Below are 12,643 nucleotides of genomic sequence, written 5' to 3'. Positions count from 1 at the left end.
GCCGGTCCTGTCAGGAGGGCGGCGTCACGCACGTCCGAGGTGCGCCGCCCGCCTCCAGGCAGGAGACGACCAGCCCCAGCGCCGCCGTCAACTGGTCGGCCGTCATGCCCGGATGCGCCTGCAGCCACTGCGTGGCGAGTGCGGCGAGGGCCTGCACATGGGGATCGTCCGCGATGTCCGGATGGGCCTGCAGGAAGGACTGCAGCGCCTCCTGGACGTCCGCCGCGGACCATCCCGATCCGCCGGGCAGGCAGTGCGACGGCGAACCGCCCTGGCCGTCCCCGCCGTGGCAGCCCTCGTCGGCCAGGGCCGTACCGGTGCCGCCGAAGGCCAGGGCACCCGCCGCGAGCGCGGCGGCCGTTCCTGCGGCGAGCTTCTTCGAGAGAGCCATGGGATCCGCCTCGGGTCGGGTGGTCGGATCGGCCGGTGCCGGCGCTCCCGAGGCACCGGGCACACGACGGTGCCTGCGAGGGAGCGCGGATCACCGGCCCCCTGGGAAGGGGCGGGATAGCCGGGGCCCGGGGCACCCGCGGGTGCCGGGCCGTCATCGACAGACCCAGCACATCACAGTCACCCGGATGGCGCATCCGGAGCAGAACCGGGCCCCGGCGTCCCCGTTCAGCCCGTGATGCCGTCCAGTTGCTCCGGTGCCGGCCGCAGTGCCCACCGGTCGCCGCCCGGGGGCGCCTCCAGGTCCGCCGGCGCGGCGCGCGCCCACCGGTCACCGCGGTCGGCGGCGGCGTGAACGACGTCGGAGGCGGCGTAGGCGGGGAAGTCCGGCTCGGGGTGGGGCCAGGGTGCGGCGCCGGTGGCGGCCGGCAGCAGGAAGCCGACGACCGCGTCGCGGGCACCTGCGCCCGCTGCCAGACGTACACCGAGGACGCCGTCTCCCGCCTGGTCGAGTCCGGCTCCGGCCCGGGCGGCATCCTGGTCCTCTGCGCCGACGCCGAGGCCTGCATCGCGCGGGCGCCCGCCCCGCACCGCACCGCACCGGCCCCCGCTGACGGCCGAGGCCCCCGCCCTCTCGCCGCGCGGCGGGGGCCTCCCCCATGTCCGGCGGGAGCCCGCCGGGGTGACGGCGCCTCGGGCGTGGCGCGTCGGCAACTCGGCGCGGCGGGGGCCCGGCTGACGAACAATGAAGCCCCTCCGGGTGACCCGGAGGGGCTTCGTTCGTTATCTCGCTGCGGGTCCCGAACCTGCGGGCCCGCGACCCTCGGTGGGGCGGGTGGGACTCGAACCCACGACCGACGGATTATGAGTCCGCTGCTCTAACCGGCTGAGCTACCGCCCCGTACGGCGTGCCGTCACCATCCCGTGCACGCCGTCTGCCGCAGCATAGCTGCTCATACGATCTGTCGCCCTCGCGGGTCACAGACGCACCACCTGGTGGACTGCGATCACCGGGTGATCGGTTCCCGGGGGCACGAAAAAGGACCCCCGAGGGGGTCCTTGACCGCTGCTCCCCCGACTGGACTCGAACCAGTAACCTGCCGGTTAACAGCCGGCTGCTCTGCCAATTGAGCTACAGGGGATAGAGGAGCGCGAGCTCCCCCGACTGGACTCGAACCAGTAACCTGCCGGTTAACAGCCGGCTGCTCTGCCAATTGAGCTACAGGGGATCGCTCCGCTTGCACCGAATGCACCCGTTTCCGGCATCCCGGACGGCGTGCGCTCGCTGCGACACATACATTAGCGCAAGGTGGGGGGTGCTCCGCCAACCGGTATCTCCGTGGTTGTCCGCAGGCCACGGCGGGTAGGCGCGAAGCACAGCCCCGAGACGAGGAGAGGGTGGAGCCATGCGCTACCGGCTGACGTTCATCAGCGGGGTCGCCGTCGGGTACGTGCTCGGGGCGCGGGCCGGCCGCGAGCGGTACGAGCAGCTGCGCAAGAGCGCCCAGCGCATCGCGCAGAACCCGGCGGTGCGGAACAGCGTGGAGTCCGCGGGACAGGCGGGGCGCGGGGCGGCCGTGAAGGCCGTGGACGTGGTCACCGCCAAGGTCGGGGACCGGCTGCCGCCGGCGGTCGCGGAGCGGCTGCGCCGGGTGCGCGGCAACGGCTCCGCCGGCGAGGACGACTGGGGCACCAGCAACACCTGACGCCACTGCCCGCCACTGCCCGGCGCTGAGGCGCGTGCCCGGTTTTCCGCCGTACGCGCCGGGTGCGGCATGATGCCCGCATGGCGATTGTGGCGGGGATCGACAGCTCGGGCACCGGCACTACGGTGGTCGTGTGCGACACCGGGAGCGGGGCCGTGCTCCGGCAGACGCACGCCCCGCACCCCCTGCCGGGCGGCGAGGGCGCCGGGACACCGACCGAGGTCGACCCCGAGGCGTGGCTGCTGTCGCTGGGCGAGGCGGCCAAGGGCGGGATGCTGGAGGGCGTGGAGGCCATCGGGGTCTCCGGACAGCAGCACGGGATGCTGGCGCTGGACGCCGGCGGGGCGCTGGTGCGGCCCGCACTGCTGTGGAACGACAAGCGGGCGCAGATCCAGGCCGCCGACCTGACCGAGGAGCTGGGCGGTCCCGGCGCCTGGGCCGAGGCGGTCGGGGCGGTGCCCCAGGCCGCGTACCCGGTGGCGAAGCTGCGCTGGCTGGCCCGGCACGAACCCGCCTCGGCGCAGCGCACGGCCCAGGTGCTGCTGCCGCACGACTGGCTGGTGTGGCAACTGATGGGCCGCCCGCAGCGGCGTACGACCGACCGGGGCGACGCCTCGGGGACGGGCTACTGGTCGGCGGCGACCGGCCGGTGGCGTACGGACATCGTGGAACTGGCCCTCGGCCATCCGGTGCAGCTGCCCGAGGTGCTGGCGCCCGCCGAGCCGGCCGGCCGGACCCCGGAGGGGCTGCTGATCTCGGCCGGCACCGGGGACAACATGGCGGCCGCGCTCGGCCTGGGCGTCGGCCCCGGGGACGCCGTGGTGTCGCTGGGCGCGGCCGGGACGGTCTTCGCGGTGCACCACCACGCGCTGAGCGACCCGTCCGGCATGATCACCTCGTTCGCCGACGCGACCGGCCGCCACCTGCCCGTGGTGCACACCCGCAACGCGGTACGGGTGCTGCGCGGCACCGCCGAGCTGCTCGGCACCGACCTGGCCGGCCTGTCCGAGCTGGCGATGCGCTCCACGCCCGGCGCGTACGGACTGGTGCTGCTCCCCTACCTGGAGGGCGAGCGCACGCCTGACCTGCCGCACACCGCGGGGACGCTGCACGGACTGCGGCGCGAGAGCATGAAGCCGGAGCACCTGGCGCGGGCGGCGTTCGAGGGGATGCTGTGCGGGCTGGCGGACGCGCTGGACGTGCTGCGGGCGCGCGGGGTCGAGGTGCGCCGGATCTTCCTGCTGGGCCCGGCGGGCGACCTGCCCGCCGTGCGGTCGATGGCCCCGGCGCTGCTGGGCGCGCAACTCGTGGTGCCCCCGCCGGGCGAGTACGCGGCACTGGGCGCGGCCCGGCAGGCGGCGTGGTCGCTGGGGGTGGTGAACGGCACGGACTCGCCGGAGCAGCCGCCGTACTGGCACCCCGCCGAGTACGCCGTGGTCGAACCGGGCGAGGACGACGGGCCGATCGGGCACTCGGTGCGGCAGCAGTACGTGTCGGTGCGTGAGCAGACGCATCCGGGGGCGTTCCCGGGTTGATCCCGGTGTCGGCCATGAGCCGGTAAACCGTGTGCCTGCGGCAACCATCGGACTATAGGGTCATCGGTCGTGCTGATCCGTCTCCTGCGGTCCCATCTCCTGCCCTACAGGCGTGCCGTCTCCGTGCTCGTCGTACTGCAGCTCGTGGCGACCCTCGCCATGCTCTACCTGCCCACCCTGAACGCCGACATCATCGACGAAGGCGTCGTGAAGGGGGACACGGGCTACATCCTCAGGATCGGCGGCATCATGCTCGCCGTGACCCTGGTCCAGCTCGCCTGCTCGGTGGGCGCCGTCTACCACGGGGCCCGCACCTCGACGGCCGTCGGCCGGGACATCCGCGCCTCGGTCTTCGACCGGGTGCAGCGCTTCTCCTCGCGCGAGGTCGGGCAGTTCGGCGCTCCCTCGCTGATCACGCGTACGACCAACGACGTCCAGCAGGTCCAGATGCTGGTGCTGATGACCTTCACGCTGATGGTCTCGGCGCCGATCATGTGCTTCGGCGGCATCATCATGGCGCTCGGCCAGGACGTGCCGCTGTCCTCGCTGCTGCTGGCGGTGGTACCGGTGCTGGGCCTGCTGGTGCTGCTGCTGGTGCGGAAGCTGCGTCCGCTCTTCCGCTCCATGCAGGAGCGGCTCGACACCGTGAACCGGGTACTGCGCGAGCAGATCACCGGCATCCGGGTCATCCGCGCCTTCGTCAAGGACGACTTCGAGCAGGACCGGTTCCGCAAGGCCAACGACGACCTGACGGACGTCGCTTTGCGCGCCGGGCGGATGATGACGCTGATGTTCCCGGTCGCGATGGCCGTCGTGAACGTCACGAGCGTGGCCGTGCTGTGGTTCGGCGCCCACCGGATCGACAGCGGCGGCATGCAGATCGGCGCGCTGACCGCCTTCATCAGCTATCTGATGCAGATCCTGATGTCGATCATGATGGCCACCTTCATGGTGATGATGGTGCCGCGCGCCGAGGTCTGCGCCGAGCGCATCGAGGAGGTGCTCGGCACCGATCCCAGCGTCGTCCCGCCCGCCCGGCCGGTGCGGCTGCCGGCACGGCGCGGCGAGCTGGAACTGCGCGCCGCGGACTTCGCGTACCCGGGCGCCGAGGCCGAGGTACTGCGGGGCATCGACCTGATCGCCCGGCCCGGTGAGACCACGGCGGTGATCGGCTCCACCGGCAGCGGCAAGACGACCCTGCTGGGGCTGGTGCCGCGGCTGTTCGACACCACCGGCGGCCAGGTGCTCATCGACGGCACCGACGTCCGCGAACTGGACCCGGTGCACCTGGCCGAGACGGTCGCCCTGGTCCCGCAGAAGCCGTACCTGTTCTCCGGGACGGTCGCCTCCAACCTGCGCTACGGCAACCCCGAGGCCACCGACGAGGAGCTCTGGCACGCCCTGGAGATCGCCCAGGCCAGGGACTTCGTGGAACGGCTCGCGCAGGAGGACGGCGGCTCCGGGCTCGACGCCCCGATATCGCAGGGCGGCACCAACGTCTCCGGCGGCCAGCGCCAGCGCCTCGCCATCGCGCGGGCCCTGGTGCGCAAGCCCGGCATCTACCTCTTCGACGACTCCTTCTCCGCGCTGGACTACGCCACCGACGCCGCGCTGCGCCGGGCACTGGGCCGGGAGACGGCGGACGCGACGGTCGTGATCGTCGCGCAGCGGGTCAGCACCATCCGCGACGCCGACCGGATCGTGGTCCTCGACGAGGGCCGCGTGGTGGGTACCGGCACCCACCGTGAACTGATGGACGGCAATCCCACGTACCGGGAGATCGTGCTCTCCCAGCTCACCGAGCAGGAGGCGGCATGAGCGTCCCCGCGCCCCGCAGGGGGCCCGCACCCGCGGCGGGGCCGATGCGGTTCATGAGCGGCCAGCCCACCGAGCGGTCCATGGACTTCAAGGGCTCCGGCAAGCGGCTGCTGGGGCTGATGCGTCCCGAACGCGCCCTGGTCGTCGCCATGCTGGCCTGCACGACCCTGGGCGTCACCCTCAACGTCATCGGCCCGAGGATCCTGGGCAAGGCCACCGACCTGATCTTCGCCGGGGTCCTCGGCCGTTCGCTGCCCGCCGGCACCGACAAGGCCGGGGCCATCGAGCACCTGCGGCAGCAGGGCAGCGACACCCTCGCCGACCTGCTGCAGTCCGCCGACTTCACCCCGGGCGCCGGGATCGACTTCGACGCCGTGGGCCATGTGCTGCTGACCGCCCTCGCGATCTACGCGGCCGCCGCGGTCTTCGCGATCGTCCAGGGCCGGCTCGCCACCACGGTCATCCAGCGGACCGTTTTCCGGCTGCGCCAGGACGTCGAGGCGAAGCTGGCCAGGCTGCCGCTGTCGTACTTCGACCGGCAGGCGCGCGGCGAGGTGCTGAGCCGGGCCACCAACGACATCGACAACATCGGCCAGACGCTGCAGCAGACGATGGGGCAGATCATCTTCGCGCTGCTGTCGATCGTGGGCGTGCTGGTGATGATGTTCTCGATCTCCTGGCTGCTCGCGCTGGTGGCACTGGTGACCGTGCCGCTGTCGGTGTTCGTCGCCACGGCGGTGGGCAAGCGGGCCCAGCCGCAGTTCGTGCAGCAGTGGCGGACCACCGGCAAGCTCAACGCCCACATCGAGGAGATGTACACCGGGCACACCCTGGTGAAGGTCTTCGGCCGCCAGGAGGAGTCCGCGGAGGCCTTCCGCGAGCAGAACGAGGCCCTCTACCAGTCGGGCTTCCGGGCGCAGTTCATCTCGGGTGTCATCCAGCCCGCGATGATGTTCATCGGGAACATCAACTACATCCTGGTCGCCGTGGTGGGCGGCCTGCGGGTGGCGAGCGGCGCGCTGTCCATCGGCGACGTCCAGGCCTTCATCCAGTACAGCCGGCAGTTCAGCCAGCCGCTGACCCAGGTGGCGAGCATGTCCAACCTGGTGCAGTCCGGGGTCGCCTCCGCCGAGCGGGTCTTCGAACTGCTCGACGCGCAGGAGCAGAGCCCGGAGCCCAAGGCGCTCTCGCTGCGCAAGGTACGACGCGGCGAGGTCCGCTTCGAGGACGTGGCGTTCCGCTACGAGCCGGAGAAGCCGCTGATCGAGGACCTGTCGCTGACCGTCGAACCGGGCCACACGGTGGCCATCGTCGGCCCCACGGGCGCGGGCAAGACCACCCTGGTCAATCTGCTCATGCGCTTCTACGAGGTCACCGGCGGCCGGATCACCCTCGACGGGACCGACATCGCGTCCATGCCACGGGAGGAGCTGCGCTCCGGCATCGGCATGGTGCTGCAGGACACCTGGCTGTTCGGCGGCACCATCGCGGAGAACATCGCGTACGGCACCGAGGGAGCCGGCCGCGAGCAGATCGAGGAGGCCGCGCGCGCCGCGCACGCGGACCGCTTCATCCGGACCCTGCCCGACGGCTACGACACCGTCATCGACGACGAGGGCACCGGCGTCAGCGCCGGCGAGAAGCAGCTGATCACCATCGCGCGGGCGTTCCTGTCCGACCCGGTGATCCTCGTCCTGGACGAGGCCACCAGCTCGGTCGACACCCGCACCGAGGTGCTGATCCAGCGGGCCATGGCGCAACTCAGCCACGGGCGGACCAGCTTCGTCATCGCGCACCGGCTGTCCACGATCCGCGACGCGGACGTCATCCTGGTGATGGAGGGCGGCGACATCGTCGAACAGGGCACCCACGAGGAGCTGCTCGCCGGTGACGGTGCCTACGCACGGCTGTACGCGGCGCAGTTCGCGCAGGCCGTGGCGGAGGTCGACTGACCGCCGGGCCGCCGCGAGACGAGCCCCCGCCGGCCCGGCCGGCGGGGGCTCTCGCGTGCTCAGTCGAGATAGCCGCGCAACTGGTCGGCGAAGGCGTGGTCGCGCAGCTTGTTGAGGGTCTTGGACTCGATCTGCCGGATGCGCTCGCGGGTGACGCCGAAGATCCGGCCGATCTCCTCCAGGGTGCGCGGGCGCCCGTCGGCCAGGCCGTAGCGCAGCTGGACGACCTTGCGCTCGCGCTCTCCGAGGGTGGACAGCACCGCCTCCAGGTGCTCGCGCAGCAGCAGGAAGGAGGCGGACTCCACGGGCGAGGCGGCGTCGCCGTCCTCGATGAGGTCGCCGAGGGCGACGTCCTCCTCCTCACCCACCGGGGCGTGCAGGCTCACCGGTTCCTGCGCCAGGCGCAGCACCTCGCTCACCCGCTCCGGGGAGATCTCCAGGTGGGCGCCGACCTCTTCGGTGGTGGGCTCGTAACCGCGTTCCTGCAGCAGGCGGCGCTGGACGCGGACGACGCGGTTGATCAGCTCCACGACGTGCACCGGGACCCGGATGGTGCGGGCCTGGTCGGCCAGGGCGCGGCTCATGGCCTGGCGGATCCACCAGGTCGCGTAGGTCGAGAACTTGTAACCCCGGGCGTAGTCGAACTTCTCCACGGCGCGGATCAGCCCGAGGTTGCCCTCCTGCACCAGGTCCAGCATGGTCAGGCCGCGGCCCACGTAGCGCTTGGCGACGGAGACGACCAGGCGCAGATTGGCCTCGATCAGGCGGCGCTTGGCCATCCGGCCGAGCACGACCAGCCGGTCGAGGTCGACGGCGAGCCGTGAGTCGGGGTCCTGGGTGCTGTTCAGCTTCTCCTCGGCGAAGAGGCCCGCCTCGACGCGCCGGGCGAGCTCGACCTCCTCCTCGGCGGTGAGCAGGGGTATCCGGCCGATCTCCCGCAGGTACTGGCGGAACAGGTCGGCGGACGGGCCGGCGACCTCGTCGCCGGACCGCCGTACCGGTCCCGGGTCGGGATCGGACTCGGACTCGGGGCCGGGGTCGGAGCCCGCCTCGGCCGCGGCCTCGGCCCGCGCCTGCGCCACCGCCTCGTCGTGTTCACCGGCCGGCTCCTCGGGGTGAACGGCCGCGTGGTTCTGCTCCGGCACGCGCTCCAGCAGGTCGTCGGCAGGGGCCGCCGGGGGCCTCAGGGTCTGGATGTGCACGGGAGCGACCTCCACGGTGAGCGCAGCCACGGGCTCGGAGACGCGCGCCGGCGGAACGGTCACGGCGCCCTCGCCGCGGCCCGTCCGGGAGTTCGCCGTCAGCGGTACCGCGGTGGCGTCACCATCGACACCGCTCGGCAGTCCGCGCTCCGAGGACTCTTGCACCGCCCCCAGTGTGGCGTACGGCACACCGAGCCCACGAGAGTCGTGCGCCGCTTTTTTGTGACGGAGGGCGACCCCCTCGTCACGCCGGTGTTCGCATCCGTTCCCGCCCGTTCCCGGGCCGGACGGCGCTGCGCGACCCGGCTCAGAGGGCCGCGGCGCCCTGTTCGCGCAGGCGCTGGCCGTACTGCTGCAGCGCCCACAGCTCGCCCTGTACGGCCGAGACCTGGGCCTCGTCCGCGCGGGGGCCGAGCCGGGCGAGCGAGGCGCGGACCTCGGCGACGCGGCGGTCGACCGCGAGCAGGCGGACCCGGACGAGGACCTCGCCCGCGTAGATGTCGGGGGCCTTGTGCATCACGGCCTCGACGGCGAGTTCCGTCACCATGCTGCGGACCGTGTCGTCCGGCGCGACGTCGCGGACGCGGGCCAGGTACCCGGCGTCGGCGGACTCCGCGCCGCCCGCCTCGGTGATGGCGCGGCGCACGGCGACGTAGGGCGGGGCGGTGAACTCGTCCTCCCCGTAGGCGTCGAAGGCCGGGGAGACCAGCCCGGGGTGCTGCAGGGCCAGCTTGAGCAGCTCGCGCTCGACGCGGTGCGCCGGGCTGCGCAGGTCCAGCCGGGGGCCGCTCGGTACGGGAGGTCCGGCGGGAGCCGCCTGGTGCCCCTGCGGCGGGCCGTTGCGGGGCCCCTGGCCCGGGCCCGACGGGCCGCCGGACTGGCGGCGTTCGCGCTGCCAGCGGGCGAGCTGGGCGACCCTGCGCACCACGAACTGCGAGTCGAGGATGCCGAGCATGCCGGCGAGCTGCACCGCGTACTCGTGCTGGATGGCGGCGTTCTTGATGCCCGCCACGATGGGCGCGCCCGCCTCCAGCGCGGAGGCCCGGCCCTCGGCGGTGTCGAGGTTGTAGCGGGCGACGACCGACCGCAGCGCGAAGGCGAACAGGGGCGTGCGGGTGTCCACCAGCCGCTGCACGGCCGCGTCGCCCTCCGCCAGACGCAGATCGCACGGGTCCATGCCGCCGGGGGTGATGGCGATGGAGGTCTCGGCGGCGAACTTCTGGTCGTCCTCGAAGGCGCGCAGGGCGGCCTTCTGGCCGGCCGCGTCGCCGTCGAAGGTGAAGACGACCTCGGCGTTGGAGTTGTCCATCAGCAGCCGGCGCAGGATCTTGATGTGATCGCCGCCGAAGGCGGTGCCGCAGGTCGCGATGGCGGTGGTGACACCCGCGAGATGGCAGGCCATGACGTCGGTGTACCCCTCGACGACGACGGCCCGGCTGGTGCGGGCGATCTCCTTCTTCGCCAGGTCGATGCCGTACAGCACCTGCGACTTCTTGTAGATCGGCGTCTCGGGGGTGTTGAGGTACTTGGGGCCCTGGTCGTCCTCGCGCAGCTTGCGCGCGCCGAAGCCGATCACCTCGCCGGTGATGTCGCGGATCGGCCAGATCAGCCGGCCGCGGAAGCGGTCGATGGCGCCGCCGCGGCGGCTCTCGCTGGCCAGCCCCGAGACGATCAGCTCGCGATCGCTGAAGCCCTTGCCGCGCAGGAAGCGGACGAGGTGGTCCCAGCCCGCCGGTGCGTAGCCCACGCCGAAGTGCTCGGCGGCGGCCTGGTCGAAGCCGCGCTCGGCGAGGAACTTGCGGCCGATCTCGGCCTCGGCGCCGCCCAGCTGCTCGACGTAGAACTGCGCGGCCGCCTTGTGGGCCTCGACCAGCCGGATCCGCTCGCCCTGCTGGCGGCCCGGGGTGTAGCCGCCCTCCTCGTACCGCAGTGTGATGCCCGCCACGGCGGCGAGCCTCTCGACGGCCTCGGAGAAGGACAGGTGGTCGACCTTCATCACGAAGTCGAGGGTGTCGCCGCCCTCCTGGCAGCCGAAGCAGTGGTAGAGCCCCTTGCTCGGGCTCACGTGGAAGGAGGGGGACTTCTCGTCGTGGAAGGGGCACAGGCCCTTCAGATTGCCGCCGCCCGCGTTCCTGAGCTGGAGGTACTCGGACACGACGGCGTCGATCGGGACCGCGTCCCGTACCGTCTTGACGTCCTCGTCCCTGATCCGCCCAGCCACACAGGGATTCTACGGCGCGGCCCGCGGAGGGTCAGACCGGCTTGGCGACGAAGAGGAAGTGCGGCCCGGCCGGCTCCAGCACGAACTCCTCCCCCACCGCCGTGAAGCCCTGCCCCTCCCAGAAGCCGCGGGCCGAGGTGCGGCCGTTGCACCACACCACCTCGGCCCCGCGCCGCCGGGCCTGCTCCAGCGCGGCGTGCAGCAGCGCCGCCCCGTAGCCGCGGCCGCGGGCCTCGGGGGCGCTGGCCATGCCCCGGATCCGGTACGCGATCGCGGGGTCGCCGGGCAGTCGCTCCGGGAAGAGCGTGACGCACGCCACGACCTCGTCGCCGCCGTCTCCGCCGTAGGCCGCCATGTGGAAGGCGAGCGGGTGACCGTCCTCCAGGAAGATCGCCGACTCGCGCGGCAGCCCTGGCCGCAGGACCCTCCAGCGCAGATCGAAGATCTCCTCGACGGGTACGACGGCGGTCCTGGGCTCCATGGCAGCCATGCTAGGCGGTCGCCCCCGCGCTCACTCCAGCAGGGAGGCCAGCGGCACCGTGGGGTCGGCCAGCGCGTCGGTGTCGATCTGGCGGCCCGAACGGATCAGCTTCTGCACGGTGTCGGTCACGTCCCACACGTTGACGTTCATCCCGGCCAGCACCCGGCCCTCGCGCAGCCAGAAGGCGATGAACTGCCGCTTGCCCATGTCGCCCCGGGCCAGCACCTGGTCGTAGGTGCCGGGGGCGGCGTGCCCGGAGAACTCCATGCCCAGGTCGTACTGGTCGGTGAAGAAGTACGGGACCCTGTCGTACAGGACGTCCTTGCCCAGCATGGCGCGCGCCGCCACGGGCCCGCTGTTGAGCGCGTTGGCCCAGTGCTCGACCCGCAACCGGCCGCCCAGCAGCGGGTGTTCGGCGTTGGCGACGTCGCCGGCGGCGAAGACGTCGGGGTCGGAGGTACGCAGCGAGGCGTCCACGGCGATGCCGCCGCCGGCGGCCCGGTCGGCGAGGGCGAGCCCGGCGGCCTCGGCGAGCGCGGTGCGCGGGGCGGCGCCGATCGCGGCGAGCACCTGGTGGGCGGGGTGCTCCTCGCCGTCGTCGGTGAGCACCGACATCACCATGCCGTCCTGGCCGGTGATCTCGGTGAGCCGCGCGCCGAAGTGGAAGCGCACACCGTGCTCGCGGTGCAGGTCGGCGAAGACCTCGCCGAGTTCCGGGCCGAGGACGGAGTGCAGCGGGCACGGCTGTGGCTCGACGACCGTGACCTCGACGCCGTAGCCGCGGGCGGCCGCCGCCACCTCCAGGCCGATCCAGCCCGCTCCCGCGATGACCAGGTGGCCGTTCTCGCGGCCGAGCGAGGTCAGCACGTTCTTCAGCCGCTCGGCGTGCGCGAGGCGGCGCAGGTGGTGCACCCCGACCAGGTCGGTGCCGGGGATGTCCAGCCGGCGCGGCTCGGCACCGGTGGTCAGCAGCAGCCGGTCGTACGGGATGGACGTGCCGTCGCCCAGGGTGATCCGCCGGGCGGCCCGGTCGAGGCCGGTGACCGGCTGGCCGAGGTGGAGTTCGACGTCGTGCTCGGCGTACCAGGCGGCCGGATGGACGAAGACCGAGTCGCGCTCCTCGTTGCCCAGCAGGAAGCCCTTGGACAGCGCGGGTCGCTCGTAGGGGTGGTCGCGTTCGTCCCCGATCAGTATCACGCGGCCGGTGAAACCCTCGGAGCGCAGCGTCTCCGCCGCTTTCGCCCCGGCGAGCCCCGCCCCGACGATGACGAATGTGTGGTCTGCGTCCACCACTGTGCGCCTCCCTGGTGTCCTCGGGTGCCCCGCGGCCCTCCCTCT

9 protein-coding genes, 3 tRNA genes and 1 pseudogene are annotated in these 12,643 nt (G+C 72.7%); 4 read left to right on the top strand and 9 right to left on the bottom strand.

The features are described 5' to 3' along the window. Window positions 1–10: 10 nt before the first annotated feature. The 5 genes and pseudogenes from B085_RS0101050 to B085_RS0101030 form a co-directional block, all read right to left on the bottom strand. On the bottom strand, window positions 11–391 hold the full coding sequence (locus tag B085_RS0101050) for a hypothetical protein (RefSeq protein WP_018556694.1): 381 nt from the start codon (window positions 389–391) through the stop codon (window positions 11–13). Between the two features lie 227 nt (window positions 392–618). Beyond that, window positions 619–834, bottom strand: a pseudogene (locus B085_RS46380) (alginate lyase); the annotation flags it as partial. A 383-nt stretch (window positions 835–1,217) separates the two neighbouring features. Further along, window positions 1,218–1,291: transfer RNA gene (locus B085_RS0101040), tRNA-Ile, on the bottom strand. A 168-nt stretch (window positions 1,292–1,459) separates the two neighbouring features. Beyond that, window positions 1,460–1,532, bottom strand: a tRNA-Asn gene (locus B085_RS0101035). A gap of 14 nt (window positions 1,533–1,546) precedes the next feature. Beyond that, window positions 1,547–1,619, bottom strand: a tRNA-Asn gene (locus B085_RS0101030). A gap of 177 nt (window positions 1,620–1,796) precedes the next feature. Here B085_RS0101030 and B085_RS0101025 point away from each other — a divergent pair. The 4 genes from B085_RS0101025 (at window position 1,797) to B085_RS0101010 (ending at window position 7,401) form a co-directional block, all read left to right on the top strand. Continuing rightward, on the top strand, window positions 1,797–2,096 hold the full coding sequence (locus B085_RS0101025; protein ID WP_018556692.1) for a hypothetical protein: 300 nt from the start codon (window positions 1,797–1,799) through the stop codon (window positions 2,094–2,096). A gap of 80 nt (window positions 2,097–2,176) precedes the next feature. Beyond that, window positions 2,177–3,631, top strand: a complete 1,455-nt coding sequence (locus tag B085_RS0101020; RefSeq protein WP_018556691.1) for an FGGY family carbohydrate kinase — start codon at window positions 2,177–2,179, stop codon at window positions 3,629–3,631. 69 nt (window positions 3,632–3,700) lie between these two features. After that, on the top strand, window positions 3,701–5,449 hold the full coding sequence (locus B085_RS0101015; RefSeq protein WP_018556690.1) for an ABC transporter ATP-binding protein: 1,749 nt from the start codon (window positions 3,701–3,703) through the stop codon (window positions 5,447–5,449). Beyond that, window positions 5,446–7,401, top strand: a complete 1,956-nt coding sequence (locus B085_RS0101010; RefSeq protein ID WP_018556689.1) for an ABC transporter ATP-binding protein — start codon at window positions 5,446–5,448, stop codon at window positions 7,399–7,401. The genes B085_RS0101015 and B085_RS0101010 overlap by 4 nt, the downstream gene beginning before the upstream one ends. Before the next feature lie 59 nt (window positions 7,402–7,460). On the opposite strand, the gene B085_RS0101005 is transcribed toward B085_RS0101010, so the two are convergent. The 4 genes from B085_RS0101005 to B085_RS0100990 all read right to left on the bottom strand — a co-directional run bounded on the left by B085_RS0101005 (window position 7,461) and on the right by B085_RS0100990 (window position 12,598). Next, the gene (locus tag B085_RS0101005; protein ID WP_051101931.1) at window positions 7,461–8,768 is read right to left on the bottom strand and encodes an RNA polymerase sigma factor; all 1,308 of its coding nucleotides are present in this window, start codon (window positions 8,766–8,768) and stop codon (window positions 7,461–7,463) included. A 142-nt stretch (window positions 8,769–8,910) separates the two neighbouring features. Beyond that, window positions 8,911–10,824 (bottom strand): DNA primase, encoded by a 1,914-nt coding sequence (gene dnaG / locus B085_RS0101000; RefSeq protein ID WP_018556687.1) that lies wholly within the window; start codon window positions 10,822–10,824, stop codon window positions 8,911–8,913. Window positions 10,825–10,855: 31 nt separating this feature from the next. Next, entirely contained in the window at window positions 10,856–11,305 is a 450-nt protein-coding gene (locus B085_RS0100995) for a GNAT family N-acetyltransferase (protein ID WP_018556686.1), read from the bottom strand. A gap of 30 nt (window positions 11,306–11,335) precedes the next feature. Beyond that, window positions 11,336–12,598 carry an NAD(P)/FAD-dependent oxidoreductase gene (locus tag B085_RS0100990; RefSeq protein WP_018556685.1) on the bottom strand — a complete coding sequence of 421 codons (1,263 nt, stop codon included), beginning with the start codon at window positions 12,596–12,598 and terminating at the stop codon, window positions 11,336–11,338. Window positions 12,599–12,643: the final 45 nt, after the last annotated feature.

The organism is Streptomyces sp. BoleA5, assembly GCF_000373665.1.
GTDB lineage: Bacteria > Actinomycetota > Actinomycetes > Streptomycetales > Streptomycetaceae > Actinacidiphila.
Note: the sequence above shows the minus strand (reverse complement) of the source record. Positions and strands in the feature narration are given on the sequence as shown.